The sequence below is a fragment of the Bacillus tequilensis KCTC 13622 genome (genome assembly GCF_000507145.1).
GTDB classification, from domain to species: domain Bacteria; phylum Bacillota; class Bacilli; order Bacillales; family Bacillaceae; genus Bacillus; species Bacillus tequilensis.
On the sequence record NZ_AYTO01000034.1, the window covers coordinates 106,905 to 129,700 of the forward strand.

The window sequence follows — 22,796 nt, forward strand, 5'->3', positions numbered from 1 at the left end:
ACTCTTGAGTTTATTTTATCCTTGTGTAAATATAGGTGTCAAGACAGGTGTAAACAACAGGAGGGTGACATATGTCTAAAAAGACGATTGCAGTCATCGGTTCAGGGGCGGCAGCACTTTCCTTAGCATCAGCTTTCCCGCCCTCATACGAAGTGACTGTCATCACAAAGAAAAGTGCCAAAAACAGCAATTCTGTTTATGCGCAAGGCGGGATCGCTGCGGCTTATGCAAAAGGTGACTCGATTGAAGCCCATCTGGAGGATACGCTATATGCAGGCTGCGGACATAATGATCAAGCTATGACAGAAGCCGTTTTACATGATGGGACATACATGATTCAAAACCTGTTGCAGTGTGGATTTCCATTTGACCGCAATGAACAAGGCGATGTATGTCTTGGCAGAGAAGGAGCCCATTCATACAATCGTATTTTTCATGCAGGCGGAGACGCAACAGGCAGAGTGCTTGTTGATTATTTGCTGAAGCAGATCCAGAGCAAAATCAAGTTAATTGAGCATGAAACAGCAGCAGATTTGCTTATAGAGAATGGGCGCTGTATCGGCGTTATGACAAAAGACAGCAGGGGGCAGATCAAAGTTAGATATGCGGATGAAGTTGTGCTGGCGGCCGGCGGATGCGGGAGCCTGTTTCTTCACCATACGAATGATCCATCTGTCACAGGTGACGGCCTTTCTCTGGCGTTCCGTGCCGGAGCGGAAGTAACGGATTTAGAGTTTACTCAGTTTCACCCGACATTGCTTGTGAAAAATGGTGTTTCCTATGGGCTTGTTTCAGAAGCTGTCAGAGGAGAAGGCGGATATTTAGCAGACGAAAAGGGCCGCCGGGTTATGGCTGGACGGCATCCTTTAGGTGACTTGGCTCCAAGAGACATCGTTTCACGGGTTATTCATGAAGAAATGTCAAAAGGAAACCGCGTTTATATCGATTGCAGCACGATTTCTGATTTCGAAAAGCGTTTCCCAACGATCACCGCTATTTGTGAAAAAGCAGGGATTGATATTCAAAGCGGAAAAATCCCTGTGGCACCTGGAATGCATTTTTTGATGGGTGGTGTTTCAGTTAATCGCTGGGGGGAAACGTCAGTGCCGGGACTTTATGCAATTGGCGAGACCGCATGCACCGGTTTACACGGAGCTAACCGGCTTGCGAGCAATTCCTTATTGGAGGCGCTGGTGTTTGGAAAAAGAGCAGCAGAGCATATTATGCGAAAGCCCGTTTATAACCGGCGATATCCATCATCTGAAACCAGCTTACCCTATAAGGTGCCGAATACAGAGGTGTATGAATTGAAAAGCAGAATGACAAGCCACATGTCGATCTTGCGAGAAAAAGGCAGTCTGATTGAACTGAGCATCTGGCTTCATACACTGCCTTTTCAAAAAGTGAACGTGAAGGATATCACAATCCGGCAGCTGGAACTTTCTCATTTATGGCAAACTGCAAAGCTGATGACTTTTTCTGCGCTTTTGCGGGAGGAAAGCAGAGGGGCTCACTTCCGCACCGATTTTCCTCAAGCTGATGTGCACTGGCAAGGAAGACAAATTGTCCATACAAAAAAAGGAACGAAGATAAGAAAAAACGAGGGGATTGGGAAAAATGAATCATTTACAGCTGAAAAAATGGCTGAATCACTTTTTTCTTGAGGATATAGGGACGGGGGATTTAACATCGCAGGCTATCTTTAGGGAACAGAGCTGTGGAGCGGAAATTGTTGCAAAGTCTGACGGCATCTTTGCCGGAGCTGCGGTGATAAAAGAAGGCTTTGCTTTATTAGACGGAAATGTGCAAGCTGTTTTACACAAAACAGATGGAGATATGTTGCGAAAAGGTGAAGTGATTGCCGTGTTGCACGGTCCTGCGGCAGCACTTCTTTCAGGAGAACGGGTCGTATTGAATCTTATTCAAAGGCTATCAGGAATCGCAACGATGACAAGGGAAGCAGTTCGCAGGCTGGATGATGAAAAGATTAAAATCTGTGATACGAGAAAAACAACACCTGGGCTGAGAATGCTGGAAAAATACGCTGTCAGAGCGGGGGGCGGGTATAATCATCGATTCGGCTTGTATGACGGCATTATGATTAAAGATAATCATATTGCAGCATGCGGATCAATTTTAAAGGCGTGCGAAAAAGCGCGTCAAGCCGCCGGGCATATGATAAATATCGAGGTGGAAATTGAAACGGAGGAACAGCTGCGGGAAGCCATTGAAGCAGGCGCAGATGTTATTATGTTTGACAACTGTCCGCCTGATACGGTCCGCCATTTTGCAAATCTCACACCGGATCATATAAAAACTGAAGCTTCGGGCGGAATTACGTTAGAATCTTTGCCTGCTTTTAAAGGGACGGGCGTAAATTATATTTCATTAGGATTTCTGACTCATTCCGTCAAAAGTTTAGATATCAGCATGGATGTAGCATTATCAAATGAATCTGTGGAGGAATGCGATTATGTCAATTCTTGATATGATAAAACAATCCATTGATATCATGCCCGAAGATTATAAAGGACTATCAAGAAAGGATATGGAAACGCGTGTTGCTGCCATTAAGAAAAAGTTTGGCAGCCGGCTTTTTATACCAGGGCATCATTATCAAAAGGACGAAGTAATACAATTTGCTGACCAAACAGGCGATTCCCTGCAGCTGGCTCAAATTGCGGAAAGAAATAAAGAAGCGGAGTATATCGTATTTTGCGGTGTGCACTTTATGGCAGAGACCGCTGATATGCTGACAGGCGAGCAACAAACAGTCATCCTCCCTGATATGAGAGCGGGTTGTTCTATGGCTGACATGGCGGATATGCAGCAGACTAATAGGGCGTGGGAGAAGCTTCAGCATATATTCGGCGATACGATCATACCTTTAACTTATGTGAACTCCACTGCGGAGATCAAGGCTTTCGTCGGTAAGCATGGCGGAGCGACTGTAACTTCTTCGAATGCGAAAAAAGTGCTTAATTGGGCATTTACACAGAAAAAACGAATTTTATTTTTGCCTGACCAGCATTTAGGAAGAAATACGGCTTGTGATCTGGGCATCGCGCTTGAGGATATGGCTGTGTGGGATCCGGTAAAAGAGGAATTAATGACTGAATCTGAGCATAAGAATGTGAAAGTGATTTTGTGGAAAGGGCATTGTTCTGTCCACGAAAAATTCACCGCTGACAATATTCATGATGTGAGAGAGCGTGACCCTGACATTCGAATCATTGTGCATCCGGAGTGTTCCCATGAAGTCGTGACCCTAAGTGACGACAGCGGATCAACAAAGTATATTATCGATACCATTAACCAAGCTCCGGCGGGAAGCAAGTGGGCAATCGGAACCGAAATGAATCTTGTTCAGCGGATTATTCACGATCACCCTGATAAACAAATCGAATCACTCAATCCTGACATGTGCCCGTGTCTGACAATGAATCGAATCGATTTGCCGCATTTGCTGTGGTCTTTGGAACAAATAGAAAAAGAAGAACCTTCAGGCGTAATCAAGGTGCCAAAAGCCATTCAGCAAGATGCCCTCCTTGCTCTGAATCGGATGCTTGCGATCACCTAAATCTGAAATATTTCCCCTCCTGTACTCATAACTTCTTTTGTTCAGGCATATGTTGTGAAGAAACATATTGTAATCACAGCTGAACTGTTCACGTTTTGCATAGGAGGGGAAAACGTTGAAAATCCATATCGTTCAAAAAGGCGATTCGCTCTTGAAAATAGCTGAAAAGTACGGAGTTGATATTGAGGAAGTAAAGAAGCTTAATACACAGCTCAGCAATCCAGACTTAATCATGCCTGGAATGAAAATAAAAGTGCCGTCTGAAGGTGTCCCGGTCAGAAAAGAACCAAAAGCGGGCAAAAGTCCGGCGGCCGGAAATGTGAAGCACGAACATCCATTTGCGAAAGAGAAGCCTAAATCCGTTGTCGACGTAGAGGACATAAAGCCGAAAGAAAAGATGTCTGTGCCGTATGTCCCGCCGATGCCTAATTTGCAGGAAAATGTGTATCCAGAAGCTGATGTGAACGATTATTATGATATGAAACAGCTTTTCCAGCCCTGGTCGCCCCCTAAACCGGAGGAGCCGAAAAAACATCATGACGGAAATATGGATCATATGTATCACATGCAAGACCAATTTCCACAACAGGAGGCTATGAGTAATATGGAAAATGCAAATTATCCGAATATGCCTAATATGCCAAAGGCGCCAGAGGTAGGCGGTATAGAAGAAGAAAATGTTCATCACACAGTTCCGAATATGCCGGTTGTTCAGCCTTATTTTCATTATCCTGCTCATTTCATGCCGTGCCCGATTCCTGTTTCACCGATTCTTCCGGGGTCAGGGCTATGCTGCCCGTACTATCCGGTACACGCTTATCCAATGCACCAGCCTTTTGGCTACCAGCCGAGTTTTGTATCGCCTGAGTATGGTCCTGGTGAATTTGAAAACCAGCATCACGGGCATTACGGTTCTTACGGAGCGCCTCAATACGCATCTCCGGCTTATGGATCTCCGTATGGTCATATGCCATATGGCTCTTATTACGGCACTCCTCAGGTAATGGGAGCAAATCAGCCTGCTGTATCCCCGGGATTTATGCCGTACAAAGATCATGATGACTGCGGCTGTGACGATGGTCATCAGCCATATTACTCGGCACCCGGAGCTTATGGAACTTCTAACATGCCTTACGGCGGAGCAAATCCATATGCGGCCGGCGTATCTATGCCAATGGCGAATCAGCCCTCTGTAAATCAAATGTTTGGCCGGCCGGAAGAAGAAAATGAGTGATTGTCCGGAACGATGTAAATCGTTCCTTTTTTTATTTCGGAGCAGTTCACTGTTAAATGGAGAGAACTGACACGCTTAACATGCCCCTTGGACGCACATGATAAAAACGAGCAAACATGCTCAATTCGTCCACGGGGGGTTTTTCCATTGGGTAAAAAAATGACGATTGCAAGCTTAATTTTAATGACAGCAGGCTTAACGGCATGCGGAGCAAACGATAACGCTCTTAATGATACTCGCAATAACGGCAATACCCGTCCAATCGGATATTATACAAATGAAAATGACGCTGACAGACGCGGAGACGGAGTCGACCATGATGGTCCTGTTTCTGAATTAATGGAGGACCAAAACGACGATAACCGAAACGGCAATAACCGAAACAACACCACGAATGTGAATAACCGCGATCGTGTGACTGCAGACGATCGTGTTCCTTTGGCAACTGACGGAACATATAACAACACGAATAACAGAAACATGAATCGGAACGTGACGGACAACGGATATGACAATCAGGAAAACAGAAGACTGGCTGCAAAAATTGCCAACCGTGTGAAACAAGTGAAAAACGTCAATGATGCACAAGTTATGGTAACGGACGACCGAGTGGTTATCGCAGTCAGAAGCCACGCAGATTTCACAAAGTCCGATAGGGACAATGTCACAAAAGCGGCACGCAACTATGCGAATGGCCGTGACGTCCAAGTGTCTACAGATAAAGGGCTGTTCACAAAGCTTCATAAAATGAACAACCGCTAACGATGAAAGGCTGCCGGAAGTGATATTCGGCGGCCTTTCTCTTTACACCAGCGAATAATACCCATTACAGTGTACATAGAAAAAAATAAAAGAAGGTGAAAACATGGCAGGCCATTCCAAGTGGAAAAACATACAAAAAAGAAAAAATGCACAGGATGCCAAGCGCGGAAAAATCTTTATGAAACTTGCGAAAGAAATCTATGTGGCAGCGAAAGAAGGCGGAGCTGATCCAGAAGCAAATTCAGCATTGCGCCTTGTCGTCGAGAAAGCCAAAAGCGCCAATATGCCGAATGAAAATATTGACCGAGCTATTCAAAAAGCCTCTGGGAGCCAAGATGGAAACAGCTATGAGGAAATCACATATGAAGGCTATGGTCCATCAGGGATTGCCGTGATGGTTGAATGTGTAACAGATAACAAAAACCGAACGGCGTCAAATGTACGGGCAGCTTTTAATAAAAATGGCGGAAGTCTGGGAGAAAGCGGATGTGTAGCCTTTTTATTTGAACGGAGGGGCGTCATTGCAATTGACCGTACAGAACGGCCGATAGAAGAGGATGAGCTCATGCTGGATGTGCTGGAAGCAGGGGGAGAAGAGCTGCAGACGGAAGAAGACCAATATGTGGTATTAACAGAACCCGAGCGTTTTGAAGAGGTCAAAACAGCTCTCGAATCGAAGCATTTAATTTCTTCGGCGGAGGTGGCCATGCTTCCGAAAACCTTCGTAGATGCCGATGATCAGGCTATTGAGAAGCTGGAAAAACTGATCGGCATCCTTGAAGCAGACGATGATGTTCAAGAAGTGTATACCAATTACCGCTCATAAAAAACCGGCGCGATGTCAAATCGGGCCGGTTTTTTATGGTTAAGAAACACGTTCATTTTTCGGGATATATTCTTTCTCCCAGAAATCAGCGTTTTTGATGCCCAGCGATTTCGGATCAAAGACCGGATCTAAGCCCTGCTTCTTTTGGCGCTCGTAATCCTTTAAGGCAAGCAGCGCCGGTTTTGAAAGCATCACAATGGCGATGACATTCAACCATACCATAATGCCAAGCCCCGCATCGCCTAATGCCCAAGCAAGTGAAGCGGTTTTCACCGTTCCATAGAACGTCGCGGCTAAAATAATCAGCTTTAAGCCAAGCATTGCCCATTTGCTTTCTTTTCCTCGGGCTAAATAGACAATATTTGTTTCTGCGATGTAGTAATATGCCATAATTGTTGTAAAGGCGAAGAAGAATAAAGCGATGGCAACAAAGCCTGCACCTAATCCGGGAAGAACATTGTCAATGGCCGCTTGAGTGAAACCAGGGCCTGCCTCTACGCCTTTGAGGTGATGAACGATAAAGGAACCATCTGCAGCCTGGGTATTGTACATGCCGGTAAATAAGATCATGAAAGCCGTAGCGGAACATACAAATAAGGTGTCAATATAAACAGAAAATGCCTGAACAAGCCCCTGTTTGACCGGATGGGAAACTTCTGCAGCCGCTGCCGGATGCGGGCCTGTTCCTTGGCCGGCTTCGTTTGAGTAAACGCCCCGTTTTACACCCCACGAAATCGCCATGCCGATCAGACCGCCAAAAGCGGAATCTAATGCAAAAGCGCTTTTGAAAATCAATGAGATGACAGCAGGCAATTCAGAAATATTCATGACAATAATGACTAAAGAAAGAAGGATATAGCCAATGGCCATAAACGGAACAATCATTTGTGCGGCATTGGCAATTCGCTTGACACCGCCAAAAATGATAAACCCTAATAATAAAACGAGAATACAGCCTGTGATGGCAGGAGAAATACCGAATGCATTTTGGACGCCGGCTGCTATGGAATTGGACTGTACGCCCGGCATCAGAAGGGCCATTGCAATAAGAGCGGCAGCGGCAAATAAGACGGCAAACCACTTAATGCCTATGCCTTTTTCTATATAGTAAGCGGGACCGCCCCGATATTGGCCGTCTTGTTTCACTTTGTAAATTTGGGCAAGAGTAGATTCAACAAATGCGCTCGCCGCACCGATAAAGGCAATCGCCCACATCCAGAACACCGCACCGGGTCCGCCGAATGCGATTGCTGTCGCCACACCTGCGATGTTTCCCGTCCCCACTCGCCCGGACAGCGCAATTGATAATGCCTGAAAAGAAGAAACGCCGGCTTCAGAGCTCTTTCCTTGGAACATCAGAACAATCATTTCTTTCAAATGCCTGACTTGTAAAAAGCGTGTCATAATAGAAAAGGTTAATCCTATACCTAACAAAATATAAATGACGGGGGTACTCCATAAGACCGCGTTTAAATTGGTAACAAAACCTTCCATTTATCTTCCTCCTCACTTCATTTCGAATACATGTATAAAAAGAATTTTGGGCTAATTGAACTATTTCCACAATCGATTTGTCACATTATATGACTGGTAATGACCAATAAGAAAAGGGAGAGAAAAAGAAAACCGCAGCGTATTGATTACGCCGCGGTTTTCTGCAGAGGCCAAACAGATGGCAATTGTAATAAAATCTTTTAGCAATAACGAAAAGCGCTCAGGATCAATTGGAAACGGATTTAATGAGTTGCATTCATCTCATTCATGCCTGCGGCGGTTCTTCGCGGATCCAATGGTCATCCTTCCGCCAATCATACGTATCATCATCAGTATCAAGATGTAAAGTTTGATTGCCGATTTTCACTGTATTGCGGTTGATCCATTTAACTGCCGGGCTGCTGTCCGGATAATTCCAGTAGATGGTTTTCTTGACGAGTGTTTTTTCATTCACAAGTTCACCTCTGGCCGCATCTGAGCTCAAGGTATTCTGGGATACAAAAATGTTTAACGTATAGCTGCCGTCCGGCGATTCAACCGATTGGACGATATTTCCTTTCGGGACGTTTTTCAGTGAAAATAACATCCAATAGGCGGCGCCTCAGAAGAATATCAAAAACGCTAACATGATAAGCGGGATTTTAGTGCGTGTATTGATCTGACTCGCTCCCTTTTTTCTTATATATCAGGATCATGCTATCTTTACATTTCCTTAAAATTTCCTCAATAAAATGCTGGTATGATGAAATAAAAAAAGGGTGAGGGGAGACAGAAATGGAGAAAATATATTGTCATTCCAGCGAAAAGGACTCTGAAACGGTCTGCTTAACTGTGAGAGGCTATCGAATTAAGCTGTCGCCTGAACAAATGAAACTGATTTCTGCCGCCAGAAAGTAAAAAAACATGGACGAAGGCAGCCGCTTGAAGCGGCTGCCTTTTCGAATTAAGAATATTTTCTTTTCCGCTGAGCGAAATGCTTTTGGAACCAATCTTTTTTATATAAAAATGCGATCATCTCCAGCCAAAAACCCGGAATCTTTTTGGGGAATATCGGTTTTTTGTAGAGTGCATGATATGCAGCTTTTAAATCATCCCACTGCGTGCACGTTTTTGTCTGATCAAACCTCGCAACATCAATCACCCGCACCGCTCCGGTTTCTGTCAGAATCAGATTGCGCAAATGAATGTCTGACGGGTTCAGGCCGGCCGCACGGGCATCAGAAAGCGCTCCTTCAACCTGCTGAATCATGTCATCGCTGATCGCAATGCCTTTCTTCAGACAATTATAAAAGGTTTCACCTTTAATATATTCCATGAGAATATATGAATCACCAGTTTCATAAATGTCAGGATAGAATGCGGACCCGGCTAATTTTTCATAGATCGCGGCTTCTTTGACAGCTGTCGCTTGATACTCCGGAAAAAATACTTTCAGCGCCATTTTTCGATCGCCTTCTGTTAAGGCAAACACATAGGCGCTTCTTCCCTTGCCGATGAGTGTTAATTCCTCGGATTTTTCTTTGACTTTATCAAATCTGCTGTTCTTGCGGTAGATGACTGAATGGGCCAGTGCCTCTGCTTTTGTCAGCATTTCATTCACCTTCTTTGCTCAATTTTATGCAGCTGTTTATAGGAAAATCATAAACTGTTCAGGAAAAAGAGCCTAATTCTAGTGTAGCTAGTCTTGAAGAAGAAGGCTACCTATAAGTATTAATTGTGATAAAAGAGACATTGGGCGGTCATTTCCATTCTTGAAAAGCGCTTACAAATGGGATAATATTAATTTTAAATAAAGCGCTTTCGTAAATATTCAAGGAGGAACAAGCCATGACAAAGCAGATTGTGACAGGGATTATCGGTGCAGGGCGCATCGGCAAACTTCATGTTCAAAATATACGCCGGATTCCTCATATGAAAATAAAAGCGGTATCTGATATTCAGGAAGGCCGGATAAAAGGCTGGGCCGACAGTCATCAGGTTGAATACATAACCTCTGATTATCGTGATGTATTACAAGACCCTGATATTGACGCTGTTTTGATTTGCTCACCGACAGTCGTACATGCGCAAATGATCAGAGAAGCAGCCGAGGCGAAAAAGCATATTTTTTGTGAGAAGCCTGTCAGTTTCTCTCTGGACGAAACAAAAGAAGCGCTTGCGGCCGTCCGGAAACACGGGGTTGCACTTCAAGTCGGATTTAACCGCCGTTTTGATCCGCATTTTAAGAAAATCAAAACGATGGTTGAAAATGGTGAAATCGGTACGCCTCATTTATTAAAAATCACGTCACGGGACCCAGAACCCCCAAATATAGACTATGTCCGTACTTCAGGCGGCTTGTTTATGGATATGTCAATCCATGATTTTGATATGGCCAGGTATATTATGGGAAGCGAAGTAAAGGAAGTGTTTGCAAAAGGGGCGGCTCTGGTGAATCCTACTTTTGCGGAACTGGGTGATATTGATACAGCTGTCATTACACTGACTTTTGAAAACGGTGCCATGGCTGTCATTGACAACAGCCGCCAAGCTGTGTACGGATATGACCAGCGGGTCGAGGTTTTCGGGACGAAAGGTTCGGCAGCGGCGGACAACAGCAGGCCGACGACAGTCGAAGTATCAACCGCTGATTTTGTTCTGAAAGATAAACCGCATTTCTTCTTCCTTGAACGTTATAAGGATGCGTATGAAGAGGAAATTCTTCGTTTTGCAGAAGCGATCGCAACAAACCAGGAAACTGCCTGCACGGGCAATGACGGTATTCAGGCGGAACGGATCGCCAGAGCGGCGCAGCAGTCGCTTGCTTTTGGCATGCCTGTCAGTATTGAGCATACTGAAAAAATCGCTTTTTGACCAAACAGGATTATAATTCGCTAGGCTTGGGTATAGAATCTCCGTTGATACTTTAGAAAAAAAGTAGGCGGTGGAGAACATGAATACAGCTTATGCTAAGGGAAATGTGTTGAACAAAATCGGAATTCCTTCTCACATGGTTTGGGGCTACATTGGCGTTGTCATCTTTATGGTTGGAGACGGACTTGAACAAGGCTGGCTGTCTCCTTTTCTCGTAGATCACGGTCTCAGCATGCAGCAATCCGCATCATTGTTTACCATGTACGGCATTGCTGTCACCATCTCGGCTTGGCTTTCGGGCACGTTTGTTCAAACATGGGGCCCGAGAAAAACGATGACCGTCGGCTTACTTGCCTTCATCCTCGGTTCGGCCGCATTTATCGGCTGGGCGATTCCTCATATGTCTTATCCGGCTCTTTTAGGCAGCTATGCGCTTAGAGGCTTGGGATATCCGCTGTTTGCATACTCGTTTCTCGTATGGGTGTCATACAGCACCTCTCAAAAAATTCTCGGAAAAGCCGTCGGCTGGTTCTGGTTTATGTTTACGTGCGGCCTTAATGTGCTCGGGCCGTTCTATTCCAGCTATGCGGTCCCGGCATTTGGAGAAATCAATACACTTTGGAGCGCTTTACTGTTTGTAGCGGCAGGCGGATTCCTCGCTCTATTTATTAACAAAGATAAATTTACACCTGTAAAAAAACAAGATCAGCCAAAATGGAAAGAACTGTCCAAGGCATTTACAATTATGTTTGAAAACCCTAAAGTCGGTGTCGGCGGAGTGGTCAAGACGATTAATGCCATAGGACAATTTGGGTTTGCTATCTTTCTCCCGACTTATTTAGCGCATTACGGATATTCTGTGTCAGAATGGCTGCAAATATGGGGGACGCTGTTTTTTGTGAATATCGTGTTTAATATCATTTTCGGGGCAGTCGGAGATAAACTTGGCTGGCGCAATACCGTGATGTGGTTTGGCGGTGTCGGGTGCGGCATTTTCACGCTGGCGCTTTATTACACGCCTCAGTTGATCGGGCATCAGTATTGGGTCCTGATGATTATCGCCTGCAGCTACGGCGCGGCATTGGCCGGTTACGTGCCATTAAGCGCGCTTTTGCCAACGCTTGCCCCTGATAATAAGGGCGCTGCCATGTCAGTGTTGAACCTTGGATCTGGTTTATGTGCGTTTATTGCGCCGGGCATCGTAAGTCTTTTCATTGGGCCGCTCGGTACAGGCGGTGTGATTTGGATTTTTGCAGCATTGTATTTTTTCAGTGCTTTTCTGACGCAATTTTTGACGGTTTCAGAGCAAAGCGCCGATGTATATATGGAGGAACGCCTTGTCAGGGAAAATATACAAACAAATTTCGAGAAAACGGTTAAGCAGTAGCCTCTTTGGTCAAACTAGTCATAAACGTGTGCAAAGAGGTGTAGAGGGTGAAACGATTTAGCACGGCGTATCTTTTCCTGGGCATTCTTTGTTCAGCCGCAGCATGTCTAATAGGTGCTCCGCCCAGCGCACTTGGGGCGGAAGTGGAGCACTATGAACCGCTGCAGGTGCATGTGCAGCTTGAGAAAGTGTATTTGGACGGCGATGTCAGCATTGAGCATAAGGATGAAAAAGTGCTTTCTATGGATGATTTTTGGGCAGCTTATGCCGGCTGGACGCTTGTTGAACAAAAAAAGGGCTATGTGCTCTTCCGGAAACAAATGGATGATATTTCTCCGCTCAGCAAGGTGAACGGGTATATCGGTGTATCGGATAATGGAGTAATTTCCACTTTTCATGGCCGGCCTGAGTCAGCTTCCGAACCGATTCAGTCTTTTTTTCAAATTGATTTAGAAAGGCTGGAAAGCCATATGCAAAAAAATCTTCTGAAAGGCATTCCATTTCGGACAAAAGCGGAGTTTGAGGATGTCATAGAACATATGAAGACATACAGCGGGTAACGTCTGCTGATTGAAGACATGTATTCATGTCTTTTTTTTCGTGTAAGAATGAGAGAAGCGAACGTATGTTAACTTTTCTATAAGACTTTGACTGTTTTTATGGTACAATGAAGAACAGTCAAAGAGGTGAATTTGCGTGATCGAATTTGTTAAAGGGACGATTGATTATGTATCTCCCCAATATATTGTGATAGAGAACGGCGGCATCGGCTATCAGGTTTTCACGCCGAATCCGTTTATATATAAGGAGAGAAGCCAAGAAACGATTTTTACGTACCATCATATCAGAGAGGATGCTTTTTCGCTCTACGGCTTTTCAACAAGAGAGGAGAAAGCGCTCTTTACAAAGCTGTTAAACGTGACCGGAATCGGTCCAAAAGGCGCACTCGCCATTTTGGGCTCAGGGGATCCGGGAGCGGTTATCCAAGCGATTGAAAATGAGGATGAAGCCTTTTTGGTCAAGTTTCCTGGTGTAGGAAAGAAAACCGCTCGCCAGATCATCCTTGATTTAAAAGGAAAGCTTGCCGATGTTGTGCCTGAAATGATTGAAAATCTGTTTAATCATGAAGAAAGGCTTGAAAAGCAAACAGCGGAAACGGCTCTCGAAGAAGCACTGGAGGCCCTCAGGGTTCTCGGATATGCTGAAAAAGAAATCAAAAAGGTGCTTCCTCACTTAAAAGAGGACATTGGGCTGACAACGGACCAATATGTAAAAAAAGCATTACAAAAACTATTGAAGTAAGGTGATGTTCATGGATGAACGGCTCGTCTCTAGTGAAGCAGACAACCATGAATCAGTGATAGAGCAAAGCCTGAGGCCGCAAAATCTGGCGCAGTATATCGGGCAGCATAAGGTGAAAGAAAATTTGCGCGTGTTTATCGATGCGGCAAAAATGAGGCAGGAGACGCTGGATCATGTTCTTCTGTACGGGCCGCCCGGACTCGGAAAAACGACTCTCGCTTCCATCGTTGCCAATGAAATGGGAGTGGAATTGCGGACGACATCAGGACCTGCGATTGAACGACCTGGTGACTTGGCTGCCATATTAACGGCGCTGGAGCCGGGAGATGTTTTATTTATTGATGAAATACATAGGCTTCACAGATCGATTGAAGAGGTGCTTTACCCGGCGATGGAAGACTTTTGTCTCGATATTGTCATTGGCAAAGGCCCCTCCGCCCGCTCTGTCAGGCTCGATCTTCCGCCTTTTACGCTGGTCGGTGCCACAACGAGGGTAGGGCTTTTGACGGCACCGCTAAGAGACAGATTCGGCGTAATGTCTCGCCTTGAGTACTATACGCAAGAAGAGCTGGCGGATATTGTTACAAGAACGGCTGACGTATTCGAGGTTGAGATTGATCAGCCGTCTGCTCTCGAAATCGCGAGGAGATCGAGAGGGACGCCCCGCGTAGCGAACCGCCTGCTGAGAAGGGTTCGTGATTTCGCTCAGGTGCTGGGTGACAGCCGGATTACGGAAGAGATTTCGCAGGATGCGCTGGAGCGGCTTCAAGTTGACCGTCTCGGTTTGGATCATATTGATCACAAGCTGCTAATGGGCATGATCGAAAAATTTAACGGCGGCCCGGTTGGTCTTGATACCATTTCAGCCACGATCGGCGAGGAACCGCATACGATTGAGGACGTATACGAACCATATCTTCTGCAAATCGGTTTTATCCAAAGAACGCCGCGGGGAAGGATCGTGACACCGGCCGTTTACCATCATTTCCAAATGGAGGCTCCCCGATATGACTGAATTCCCTAAGATCATTATGATTCTTGGTGCTGTTTTGCTTATCATTGGAGCAGTTTTGCATTTTGTCGGCAAGATGCCGGGAGATATTTTTGTAAAAAAAGGAAATGTCACATTTTTCTTCCCGGTTGTCACTTGTATTATCATAAGTGTGGTATTATCAATTTTGCTTAATCTTTTCGGCAGAATGAAATAACAAAAGACTAGGATAAAGGTGAAATCATCATGAAAGTCGATTTATTTGATTTTGAACTACCGGAACGTTTAATTGCACAAGTGCCATTGGAGCAGCGTGATGCTTCAAGGCTGATGGTGCTTGATAAACATACAGGAGAGCTGACTGACAGCTCGTTTAAACACATTATCAGCTTCTTTAAAGAAGGAGATTGTCTTGTATTAAACAATACCCGTGTGCTGCCTGCGCGGTTATTCGGGACGAAAGAGGATACCGGGGCGAAAGTGGAACTGCTTTTGTTGAAACAGGAAACCGGTGACAATTGGGAAACACTTGCGAAACCGGCGAAACGGGTGAAAAAAGGAACCGTTGTCACATTTGGAGACGGAAGATTGAAGGCAATTTGCACGGAAGAGCTTGAGCACGGCGGCAGAAAAATGGAATTCCAGTATGACGGTATTTTTTACGAGGTGCTGGAATCCCTTGGAGAAATGCCGCTCCCGCCATATATTAAAGAACAGCTTGATGACAGAGAGCGTTATCAGACTGTATATTCTAAAGAAATCGGCTCTGCGGCCGCGCCTACTGCGGGCCTTCACTTCACAGAAGAAATCTTGCAGCAACTGAAAGACAAAGGTGTGCAAATTGAGTTCATCACTTTGCACGTAGGTCTTGGAACGTTTCGCCCTGTGAGTGCCGATGACGTGGAAGAGCACAATATGCATGCGGAGTTTTATCAAATGTCAGAAGAAACGGCCGCAGCCTTAAACAAAATAAGGGAAAATGGCGGACGGATTATATCTGTCGGCACGACATCAACACGCACGCTTGAAACCATTGCCGGGGAACATGACGGGCAATTTAAAGCATCAAGCGGCTGGACATCTATTTTTATTTATCCGGGCTATGAATTTAAAGCCATTGACGGAATGATTACAAACTTCCATTTGCCAAAATCATCGCTGATTATGCTGGTCAGTGCGCTTGCGGGAAGAGAAAACGTTTTGCGCGCTTATCATCATGCGGTGGAAGAGGAATACCGTTTCTTCAGCTTCGGAGACGCGATGCTGATTTTATAATTTGAGAACAGGAGGCCTCATCAAAAGTGGCTGAACAACCAATACGCTATGAATTTATAAAAGAATGCAAACAAACAGGAGCGCGTCTGGGAAAAGTCCATACGCCTCATGGCTCCTTTGAAACGCCGGTGTTTATGCCTGTGGGCACACTGGCGACAGTCAAAACGATGTCACCTGAAGAGCTGAAAGCAATGGATGCGGGCATCATTTTAAGCAACACTTATCACCTATGGCTCCGCCCCGGACATGATATTGTCAAGGAAGCGGGCGGGCTTCATAAATTTATGAACTGGGACCGCGCGATTTTAACCGATTCCGGCGGCTTTCAGGTCTTTTCTTTAAGCAAGTTTCGTAATATAGAGGAGGAGGGTGTTCATTTCCGCAATCACTTAAATGGAGACAAGCTGTTTTTATCTCCGGAAAAAGCGATGGAGATCCAAAACGCACTCGGCTCTGACATTATGATGGCGTTTGACGAATGTCCGCCGTATCCGGCAGAGTACGATTATATGAAACGGTCAGTTGAACGGACAAGCCGCTGGGCAGAACGCTGCCTGAATGCCCATAGCCGTCAGGATGAGCAAGGGCTGTTTGGCATTGTACAAGGCGGAGAATATGAAGATCTGCGCACACAAAGCGCGAAGGACTTGATTTCCCTTGATTTTCCGGGCTATGCTATAGGCGGATTATCTGTCGGCGAACCCAAGGATGTCATGAACCGTGTGCTTGAGTTTACAACACCGCTTTTGCCGAAGGATAAACCGAGATATCTGATGGGAGTCGGTTCTCCGGACGCGCTGATTGACGGAGCAATCCGCGGGGTCGACATGTTTGACTGTGTGCTGCCTACCAGGATTGCAAGAAACGGCACAGTGTTTACTGCTGAAGGCCGTCTCAATATGAAAAATGCGAAATTCGAAAGAGACTTCCGTCCAATTGACGAAGAGTGTGATTGCTATACATGTAAAAACTACACTCGCGCGTACATCAGACACTTGATCCGCTGCAATGAAACGTTTGGCCTTCGATTAACAACTTACCATAACCTTCATTTTCTGTTACACTTAATGGAGCAGGTGAGACAGGCTATTCGCGAGGATCGTCTGGGTGATTTCCGAGAAGAGTTCTTTGAGCGTTACGGCTACAATAAGCCAAATGCGAAAAGCTTCTAAAATAAAAATGAAAAACTGGCTTACAGAAAGGGGTGAAAATTATGACTGGCACTTTAGGTACATTGGTTCCTATTATTTTAATGTTTGCGGTTCTTTACTTCTTGCTGATTCGTCCTCAGCAAAAGCAGCAAAAGAATGTACGCCAAATGCAGGAGGAACTGAAAAAAGGCGATTCAGTGGTGACAATCGGGGGATTGCACGGCACTGTTGACTCTATCGACGAAAGCAAAGTCGTCATTAAGACTGGAGATAACACACGTCTTACATTCGACCGACGCGCGATCAGAGAAGTTTCTGCTGCTGAATAACAGCAGGAGCTGTACATAGCAAACAAAAAAGAGCGGGTGATCCCGCTCTTTTTTTTATGTGGAAGACCTGTTTCCCCTCATGTTTACGCCAAAAATCCCGCCCAGCATGCACACTCCTAAAAATCCAAGATGAAAAAGAAGCTGCTCCGCTGTAAAAGTCTTTCCGAATCCTAAATACTGAAACAACAAAATAATCATAGAAAAGCTTAAGGCAGTCATTGCCCCGATCATCCAGCCCCTTTCCTTCCCTTTCCCGCCCGAAATGAACCCGCCGATAAATAAAGAAAGAAATGAGATAGCGTTGATCAGCCAGTTGAATGATGACTCTTCAAGCGAGGTTGCCGTCAGTAACAGGGAAACTGCTAAACTCGTTAAGAGCATGGCTGAGAAAATGGCAATTAAGCCGTATAGAATGCCTTTTCCAACTTGTTTTGTTTCCTCCATGAATGTCTCCTCTCTGCCTGTATTAAAAGGCTTCTGTTCTAAGCCGTCAGATATGCTGATGGCTCGTCTTTGTAAAAATGTATTCCCTCCCCTCATGAATTAGACGTAAAAGCTTTATGAAATACGATTGGTTTTTACATAAATTGTTCGTTTTGTAGCATCCTATGATGAGTCGGAGGTGCATCATGGAAGAGCTTCTCACTATTACGTTTCGCACAATCGTATTGTATTTTGTCATCCTGGTTATTTTTCGTTTAATGGGTAAACGGGAAATCGGAGAGCTTAGTATTTTAGACCTCGTTGTCTTTATCATGATGGCTGAAATTGCCGTTTTAGCCATAGAAAACGTAGAGGACCATCTGTTTCACACCATTTTGCCAATGCTTGTGTTAATGCTGATTCAAGTGACGTTTGCCTATTTATCCTTAAAGAACCGAAAAGTCCGCCAGCTCCTTGACGGAAAGCCGACGATTATTATTAAATATGGAAAAATAGACGAAGCTGCCATGAAATCACAGCGATATAATTTTGATGATTTAATCGTCCAGCTCAGGGAAAATAATGTCGACAGAGTAGCTGACGTATCATTTGCGATTTTAGAGCCGTCAGGCAAGCTGACTGTAGTGAAGAAAGAAAACAGCGGAGAGCATCGGCAGCTCGAAATGCCGCTCATTATAGACGGATCCATTCAAACCGAAAACCTGTCCAGAATCGGCAAAGACAAACAGTGGCTGTATGAAAAGCTACGAAAACACGGATATTCCAATCCTTCAAACATTTCCTTTTGCTCGTTTACTGACGGAAAGTTATTTATTGACGAAAAAGATGGGCGCCGCACGTAACCTTTAGCGGATGATCAGCCGTCCGATAATAGGAATGCGGCGAAGCTCATCTTTTTTAATTAAACGGAAAACGAGCAGGAGGATAATATAGATTAATGCACTCATTGCGATCCACCCGGCGACATTCACAGCTTCGGACGACCCAAAGCTTACAGATTGTTTGATGGCAGAGCTGATAAATCCAGAAATCACAATAACGGCGAAGCTGAGCGCGTACTCCTTGATTTTGATGCTGATCGGCAGCACCTTGCTTACGGTCGCCGCGTGCAACAGCGTCACGAGCACCATGCCTGTCACAATAGCTAATGCCGCGCCCATGATACCGAGAGACGGCCTGGTGGCAAGGACAAAAATAAGACCTGTTTTGACAAGTGCTCCTATTAAGCTGTTCATCATCGCCGCTCCTGCTAAATTAAGCGCCTGCAGTACTGCTTGAAGAGGGCCTTGGAAATAATAAAGCAGAAAAAACGGAGCCATCACTTTTATAAATACAGCTGCGCCTGAGGAGCCGTACATCACCGTCATCAGCTCATCCGCAAATACAAATAAAATGACAACTGAAATGCCTCCGCTGAGCAGACAAAGACGCATGGCCTGTTCCAAGCGGTATTCCACCACCTGCAATTTTTTCTGCTCCATTCCTTCACTGATCGCAGGAACCAGCGCGGTCGACAAAGAATATGTAATAAAGCTGGGCAGAGTCAGCAGGGTCATGGCAAAGCCGGTCAGCTCCCCATATTGCTTTGTGGCGGCAACTGTCGCCACTCCTGCGATGGCAAGGCTTTGGGCGACGACAATCGGCTCGAAAAACCAAGAGAGGTTGCCGATAAAGCGGCTCCCGGTAGTTGGAAGGGAGACGCTCATTAATTGGGTAAAGGTGTGTTTTCCGTTTTTAATAGACTGGAAAAAATGTTTTCTGATTTTAATGGTCTTTTTATATTTAAAGCAAACGAATAAATAAAGAAGTGATGCCAGCTCTCCTGCTACTGAGGATAGCATTGCTCCTGCTGCGGCATATTCAATTCCATAAGGGAGAAAAATCGTTGTGCAGACAGCGACAAGTGAAATGCGGATCACCTGTTCAAGGACTTGGGATACAGCAAGCGGGTTCATATTCTGTTTTCCTTGAAAGTACCCCCTCAGCACACTCGATATGGCAATAATCGGCACAACCGGTGTAATGGCCAGAAGCGGATACAATGTTCTCTTATCAGTCAGCATCGTTTCAGCCATAACCGGGGCGAAAAACAGAAACAGCGGTGTAAAGATCAGGCTGAGCACTCCAGTGATGGTCAGAGACATAACTAAAATATTTTTCGTTTTTTGATGATCTCCGCGCGCGCTGGCTTCAGCCACAAGCTTGCTGATCGCGACCGGCAGACCGAATTGAGTTAATGTAGCGGCCAAGAAAAAGGTGGGCGCCGCCATCATGAAAAGCCCGACTCCTTCTTCACCGATAAAACGGGCGATAACCACCCGGTTGACAAACCCGAGCATTCTTGTCACCATTCCTGCTGCGATAAGGATAAGAGTGCCCTTTAAAAACGTCTGTTTCGCCATTTTTACCCCCTGCCTTCTCAAACTACCTGTAATCATATACAATAAAGATATGCGTATATGTCGTCCAAGCATGACAAGTCTTCTTAAAAAACAATAAAAAAGGAGCGTGGAATCGTGGAGAAGCATCCCGCGGATCTATATAAAGACCACGTCAGGCCGTTTCTTTACAGCAAACTGGAAGAGTTTAAGATTCTCGGGTATGATGATGTTGAACTCGAAAGTTTGTGGTCATACTTAACAGATAAGAAGTGGAAAAAGAAAACGGAACTGCACATTTATGAAATGACGAGCGATATCTTATCAGTGAAAATTGGCGAATTTATGAACTATGCAACCGTTGAGTCATTCAAAACGTCTAATTGGCTGGGCAGTGAAGAAGGACAGGAAGCATTGGAAGAACTGCTGAGATAGCAGATCGATTCGCACAGGTTTAAGGGAGGATATACATAATGAAAAAAGGACGCTTGATTGCGTTTTTCCTTTTCGTATTATTGATCGGCACGGGCTTGGGCTACTTGACGAAGCCTGCTGCGAACAATATTACGTTAGGATTGGATTTGCAAGGCGGATTTGAGGTGCTGTATGATGTACAGCCCGTAAAAAAAGGTGACAAAATCACAAAAGACGTTCTGGTCAGCACAGTAGAGGCATTGAACCGCAGGGCCAATGTCCTCGGTGTCAGCGAACCGAACATCCAAATTGAAGGGAATAACCGAATTCGCGTTCAGCTCGCTGGGGTGACAAACCAAAACAGAGCGCGTGAAATCTTGGCGACTGAAGCGCAGCTTTCTTTCAGAGATGCGAATGATAAGGAACTGCTGAACGGTGCTGATCTCGTTGAAAATGGAGCTAAACAAACATATGACAGCACAACAAACGAACCGATTGTCACTATCAAACTGAAAGACGCTGATAAATTCGGTGAAGTGACCAAAAAGGTTATGAAGATGGCGCCAAACAATCAGCTTGTCATTTGGCTAGATTACGAAAAAGGCGATTCCTTTAAGAAAGAAGTTCAAAAAGAGCATCCTAAATTTGTATCCGCTCCAAATGTAAGTCAGGAGCTAAATACAACTGATGTAAAAATTGAAGGACATTTCACAGCTCAAAAAGCTAAAGATTTAGCCAGCATCTTAAACGCCGGCGCGCTTCCTGTAAAACTGACTGAAAAATATTCAACATCAGTAGGCGCACAATTTGGCCAGCAGGCGCTTCATGATACGGTGTTTGCCGGTATTGTCGGTATCGCAATTATTTTCTTATTTATGCTTTTCTATTACCGTTTGCCGGGATTTATAGCGGTGATTACGCTATCAGTTTATATCTACATTACACTTCAGATTTTTGACTGGATGAATGCTGTACTTACGCTTCCGGGAATTGCCGCACTCATTTTAGGGGTCGGGATGGCTGTTGATGCCAACATCATCACCTATGAGCGGATTAAAGAAGAGCTTAAGCTAGGCAAGTCTGTCCGCTCTGCCTTCCGCTCAGGAAACAGACGGTCATTTGCGACGATTTTTGATGCGAACATTACAACAATTATTGCAGCGGTTGTGCTCTTTATCTTTGGGACAAGCTCTGTTAAAGGGTTTGCGACGATGCTGATTCTGTCGATTTTGACAAGCTTTATCACTGCCGTTTTCTTATCAAGATTTCTTCTCGCTCTCCTAGTGGAAAGCAGATGGCTTGATCGGAAAAAAGGCTGGTTTGGCGTCAATAAGAAACATATTATGAATATTCAGGATACGGACGAAAATACAGAGCCGCATACACCGTTCCAAAAATGGGATTTCACGAGCAAGCGCAAATATTTCTTTATTTTCTCCAGCGCTGTCACGATTGCCGGGATTATTATCCTGCTTGTGTTCAAGCTGAACCTTGGCATTGACTTTGCGAGCGGCGCGCGGATTGAAGTGCAAAGCGACCATAAGCTGACGACAGAGCAGGTGGAGAAGGACTTTCAATCTCTGGGCATGGATCCTGATACCGTTGTTCTGTCAGGCGAAAAGAGCAATGTCGGTGTTGCCCGTTTTGTCGGGGTGCCTGATAAAGAAACCATTGCAAAAGTCAAAACGTATTTCAAAGACAAATACGGATCAGAGCCGAATGTCAGCACAGTTTCACCGACAGTCGGTAAAGAGCTGGCGAGAAATGCGCTTTATGCAGTTGCTATCGCTTCTATTGGCATTATCATTTACGTTTCGATCCGATTCGAATACAAAATGGCCATTGCCGCAATCGCTTCACTGCTTTATGACGCATTCTTCATCGTCACGTTTTTCAGCATTACAAGGCTTGAGGTAGATGTTACCTTCATCGCCGCCATTCTGACAATTATCGGGTATTCCATTAACGATACTATCGTTACATTTGACAGGGTTCGGGAGCATATGAAAAAGCGCAAGCCGAAAACATTTGCCGAGCTGAACCACATTGTAAACCTGAGCCTGCAGCAAACCTTTACACGATCTATTAACACTGTATTAACTGTTGTAATTGTTGTTGTGACATTGCTGATCTTTGGAGCATCATCTATTACCAACTTCTCCATTGCTTTATTGATCGGGCTGTTAACAGGCGTTTATTCCTCTCTCTACATTGCAGCGCAAATTTGGCTTGCATGGAAAGGAAAAGAACTGAAAAAAGATTCGGCGCAGTAAAAAATATCAGGCTGTCCTTTTCGGGGCAGCCTGTTTTTTGAAGTTTCATTGAACTTAAAATGGACATTTGCTATAATGGCATACGCTTACATTTAAACATATA

The 22,796-nt window shown here is 45.0% G+C and carries 24 protein-coding genes; 19 read left to right on the forward strand and 5 right to left on the reverse strand.

The window, feature by feature from the left end; all coding sequences use genetic code 11:
- Positions 1–71: 71 nt before the first annotated feature.
- From nadB to V756_RS0112035, 6 genes are all read left to right on the forward strand, one after another.
- Complete coding sequence (gene nadB / locus V756_RS0112010; protein WP_024714868.1) at positions 72–1,664, forward strand: L-aspartate oxidase; 1,593 nt, start codon at positions 72–74, stop codon at positions 1,662–1,664.
- Positions 1,618–2,487, forward strand: coding sequence for a carboxylating nicotinate-nucleotide diphosphorylase (gene nadC / locus V756_RS0112015; protein WP_024714869.1), 870 nt, complete (start codon positions 1,618–1,620; stop codon positions 2,485–2,487). The genes nadB and nadC overlap by 47 nt, the downstream gene beginning before the upstream one ends.
- Positions 2,474–3,580 (forward strand): quinolinate synthase NadA, encoded by a 1,107-nt coding sequence (gene nadA, locus V756_RS0112020; RefSeq protein WP_024714870.1) that lies wholly within the window; start codon positions 2,474–2,476, stop codon positions 3,578–3,580. The genes nadC and nadA overlap by 14 nt, the downstream gene beginning before the upstream one ends.
- Before the next feature lie 115 nt (positions 3,581–3,695).
- Positions 3,696–4,814: a spore coat assembly protein SafA gene (safA, locus tag V756_RS0112025; protein ID WP_024714871.1), complete on the forward strand. Its 1,119-nt coding sequence runs from the start codon at positions 3,696–3,698 to the stop codon at positions 4,812–4,814.
- A gap of 147 nt (positions 4,815–4,961) precedes the next feature.
- Positions 4,962–5,576 carry a spore germination protein SgpA gene (sgpA, locus tag V756_RS0112030; RefSeq protein ID WP_024714872.1) on the forward strand — a complete coding sequence of 205 codons (615 nt, stop codon included), beginning with the start codon at positions 4,962–4,964 and terminating at the stop codon, positions 5,574–5,576.
- Positions 5,577–5,679: 103 nt separating this feature from the next.
- Positions 5,680–6,402, forward strand: a complete 723-nt coding sequence (locus V756_RS0112035) for a YebC/PmpR family DNA-binding transcriptional regulator (RefSeq protein WP_024714873.1) — start codon at positions 5,680–5,682, stop codon at positions 6,400–6,402.
- 39 nt (positions 6,403–6,441) lie between these two features.
- Here the strand turns inward: V756_RS0112035 and V756_RS0112040 are convergent, their stop codons facing one another.
- Together V756_RS0112040 and V756_RS1000000123900 are read right to left on the reverse strand one after the other, a co-directional pair.
- Entirely contained in the window at positions 6,442–7,896 is a 1,455-nt protein-coding gene (locus tag V756_RS0112040) for an alanine/glycine:cation symporter family protein (RefSeq protein ID WP_024714874.1), read from the reverse strand.
- A 265-nt stretch (positions 7,897–8,161) separates the two neighbouring features.
- A complete protein-coding gene (locus V756_RS1000000123900; protein WP_162147902.1) occupies positions 8,162–8,482 on the reverse strand; it encodes a DUF5412 family protein in 321 nt (106 codons plus the stop codon).
- 188 nt (positions 8,483–8,670) lie between these two features.
- Here V756_RS1000000123900 and V756_RS1000000123905 point away from each other — a divergent pair, with 188 nt between their 5' ends.
- Entirely contained in the window at positions 8,671–8,793 is a 123-nt protein-coding gene (locus tag V756_RS1000000123905; protein WP_032682092.1) for a hypothetical protein, read from the forward strand.
- Positions 8,794–8,839: 46 nt separating this feature from the next.
- Here the strand turns inward: V756_RS1000000123905 and V756_RS0112055 are convergent, their stop codons facing one another.
- The gene (locus V756_RS0112055) at positions 8,840–9,487 is read right to left on the reverse strand and encodes a phosphotransferase (protein WP_024714875.1); all 648 of its coding nucleotides are present in this window, start codon (positions 9,485–9,487) and stop codon (positions 8,840–8,842) included.
- Positions 9,488–9,723: 236 nt separating this feature from the next.
- Between V756_RS0112055 and iolG the strand changes: the two genes are divergently transcribed.
- The 9 genes from iolG (at position 9,724) to yajC (ending at position 17,184) form a co-directional block, all read left to right on the forward strand.
- Positions 9,724–10,749 (forward strand): inositol 2-dehydrogenase, encoded by a 1,026-nt coding sequence (gene iolG / locus V756_RS0112060; protein WP_024714876.1) that lies wholly within the window; start codon positions 9,724–9,726, stop codon positions 10,747–10,749.
- A 79-nt stretch (positions 10,750–10,828) separates the two neighbouring features.
- Positions 10,829–12,136, forward strand: a complete 1,308-nt coding sequence (locus tag V756_RS0112065; protein ID WP_024714877.1) for an MFS transporter — start codon at positions 10,829–10,831, stop codon at positions 12,134–12,136.
- A 47-nt stretch (positions 12,137–12,183) separates the two neighbouring features.
- Positions 12,184–12,696: a sporulation cell-cell signaling protein BofC gene (gene bofC, locus V756_RS0112070; protein WP_024714878.1), complete on the forward strand. Its 513-nt coding sequence runs from the start codon at positions 12,184–12,186 to the stop codon at positions 12,694–12,696.
- 136 nt (positions 12,697–12,832) lie between these two features.
- Positions 12,833–13,438 (forward strand): Holliday junction branch migration protein RuvA, encoded by a 606-nt coding sequence (gene ruvA, locus V756_RS0112075; protein WP_024714879.1) that lies wholly within the window; start codon positions 12,833–12,835, stop codon positions 13,436–13,438.
- Between the two features lie 10 nt (positions 13,439–13,448).
- Entirely contained in the window at positions 13,449–14,453 is a 1,005-nt protein-coding gene (ruvB, locus tag V756_RS0112080) for a Holliday junction branch migration DNA helicase RuvB (protein WP_024714880.1), read from the forward strand.
- Positions 14,446–14,646 (forward strand): DUF2905 domain-containing protein, encoded by a 201-nt coding sequence (locus tag V756_RS0112085; protein ID WP_003222669.1) that lies wholly within the window; start codon positions 14,446–14,448, stop codon positions 14,644–14,646. Before ruvB ends, V756_RS0112085 begins: the two co-directional genes overlap by 8 nt.
- Positions 14,647–14,675: 29 nt before the next feature.
- Positions 14,676–15,704, forward strand: coding sequence for a tRNA preQ1(34) S-adenosylmethionine ribosyltransferase-isomerase QueA (queA, locus tag V756_RS0112090; RefSeq protein ID WP_024714881.1), 1,029 nt, complete (start codon positions 14,676–14,678; stop codon positions 15,702–15,704).
- 26 nt (positions 15,705–15,730) lie between these two features.
- Positions 15,731–16,876, forward strand: coding sequence for a tRNA guanosine(34) transglycosylase Tgt (gene tgt, locus V756_RS0112095; protein WP_024714882.1), 1,146 nt, complete (start codon positions 15,731–15,733; stop codon positions 16,874–16,876).
- Between the two features lie 41 nt (positions 16,877–16,917).
- A complete protein-coding gene (gene yajC / locus V756_RS0112100; RefSeq protein ID WP_024714883.1) occupies positions 16,918–17,184 on the forward strand; it encodes a preprotein translocase subunit YajC in 267 nt (88 codons plus the stop codon).
- A gap of 54 nt (positions 17,185–17,238) precedes the next feature.
- Here the strand turns inward: yajC and V756_RS0112105 are convergent, their stop codons facing one another.
- Positions 17,239–17,628, reverse strand: a complete 390-nt coding sequence (locus tag V756_RS0112105) for a TIGR04086 family membrane protein (RefSeq protein ID WP_024714884.1) — start codon at positions 17,626–17,628, stop codon at positions 17,239–17,241.
- 185 nt (positions 17,629–17,813) lie between these two features.
- Here V756_RS0112105 and V756_RS0112110 point away from each other — a divergent pair, with 185 nt between their 5' ends.
- Positions 17,814–18,470, forward strand: coding sequence for a DUF421 domain-containing protein (locus tag V756_RS0112110; RefSeq protein WP_024714885.1), 657 nt, complete (start codon positions 17,814–17,816; stop codon positions 18,468–18,470).
- 3 nt (positions 18,471–18,473) lie between these two features.
- Here the strand turns inward: V756_RS0112110 and spoVB are convergent, their stop codons facing one another.
- Positions 18,474–20,030 carry a stage V sporulation protein B gene (gene spoVB, locus V756_RS0112115; RefSeq protein ID WP_024714886.1) on the reverse strand — a complete coding sequence of 519 codons (1,557 nt, stop codon included), beginning with the start codon at positions 20,028–20,030 and terminating at the stop codon, positions 18,474–18,476.
- A 114-nt stretch (positions 20,031–20,144) separates the two neighbouring features.
- Between spoVB and comN the strand changes: the two genes are divergently transcribed.
- Both comN and secDF read left to right on the forward strand, forming a co-directional pair.
- Positions 20,145–20,441: a post-transcriptional regulator ComN gene (gene comN / locus V756_RS0112120; RefSeq protein WP_019259048.1), complete on the forward strand. Its 297-nt coding sequence runs from the start codon at positions 20,145–20,147 to the stop codon at positions 20,439–20,441.
- 38 nt (positions 20,442–20,479) lie between these two features.
- On the forward strand, positions 20,480–22,693 hold the full coding sequence (gene secDF / locus V756_RS0112125) for a protein translocase subunit SecDF (RefSeq protein WP_024714887.1): 2,214 nt from the start codon (positions 20,480–20,482) through the stop codon (positions 22,691–22,693).
- The last annotated feature ends 103 nt before the right edge of the window (positions 22,694–22,796 follow it).

What these genes read in the sequence shown, in the direction of transcription:
- yajC (WP_024714883.1), top strand. Translation starts at nt 16,918, where the DNA reads ATGACTGGCACTTTAGGTACATTGGTTCCTATTATTTTAATGTTTGCG.
- V756_RS0112085 (WP_003222669.1), top strand. Translation starts at nt 14,446, where the DNA reads ATGACTGAATTCCCTAAGATCATTATGATTCTTGGTGCTGTTTTGCTT.
- iolG (WP_024714876.1), top strand. Translation starts at nt 9,724, where the DNA reads ATGACAAAGCAGATTGTGACAGGGATTATCGGTGCAGGGCGCATCGGC.
- secDF (WP_024714887.1), top strand. Translation starts at nt 20,480, where the DNA reads ATGAAAAAAGGACGCTTGATTGCGTTTTTCCTTTTCGTATTATTGATC.
- queA (WP_024714881.1), top strand. Translation starts at nt 14,676, where the DNA reads ATGAAAGTCGATTTATTTGATTTTGAACTACCGGAACGTTTAATTGCA.
- V756_RS0112035 (WP_024714873.1), top strand. Translation starts at nt 5,680, where the DNA reads ATGGCAGGCCATTCCAAGTGGAAAAACATACAAAAAAGAAAAAATGCA.
- V756_RS0112040 (WP_024714874.1), bottom strand. Translation starts at nt 7,896, where the DNA reads ATGGAAGGTTTTGTTACCAATTTAAACGCGGTCTTATGGAGTACCCCC.
- V756_RS0112065 (WP_024714877.1), top strand. Translation starts at nt 10,829, where the DNA reads ATGAATACAGCTTATGCTAAGGGAAATGTGTTGAACAAAATCGGAATT.
- nadC (WP_024714869.1), top strand. Translation starts at nt 1,618, where the DNA reads ATGAATCATTTACAGCTGAAAAAATGGCTGAATCACTTTTTTCTTGAG.
- nadB (WP_024714868.1), top strand. Translation starts at nt 72, where the DNA reads ATGTCTAAAAAGACGATTGCAGTCATCGGTTCAGGGGCGGCAGCACTT.
- V756_RS0112110 (WP_024714885.1), top strand. Translation starts at nt 17,814, where the DNA reads ATGGAAGAGCTTCTCACTATTACGTTTCGCACAATCGTATTGTATTTT.
- ruvB (WP_024714880.1), top strand. Translation starts at nt 13,449, where the DNA reads ATGGATGAACGGCTCGTCTCTAGTGAAGCAGACAACCATGAATCAGTG.
- V756_RS0112055 (WP_024714875.1), bottom strand. Translation starts at nt 9,487, where the DNA reads ATGCTGACAAAAGCAGAGGCACTGGCCCATTCAGTCATCTACCGCAAG.
- nadA (WP_024714870.1), top strand. Translation starts at nt 2,474, where the DNA reads ATGTCAATTCTTGATATGATAAAACAATCCATTGATATCATGCCCGAA.
- spoVB (WP_024714886.1), bottom strand. Translation starts at nt 20,030, where the DNA reads ATGGCGAAACAGACGTTTTTAAAGGGCACTCTTATCCTTATCGCAGCA.
- V756_RS1000000123905 (WP_032682092.1), top strand. Translation starts at nt 8,671, where the DNA reads ATGGAGAAAATATATTGTCATTCCAGCGAAAAGGACTCTGAAACGGTC.
- V756_RS0112105 (WP_024714884.1), bottom strand. Translation starts at nt 17,628, where the DNA reads ATGGAGGAAACAAAACAAGTTGGAAAAGGCATTCTATACGGCTTAATT.
- V756_RS1000000123900 (WP_162147902.1), bottom strand. Translation starts at nt 8,482, where the DNA reads ATGTTATTTTCACTGAAAAACGTCCCGAAAGGAAATATCGTCCAATCG.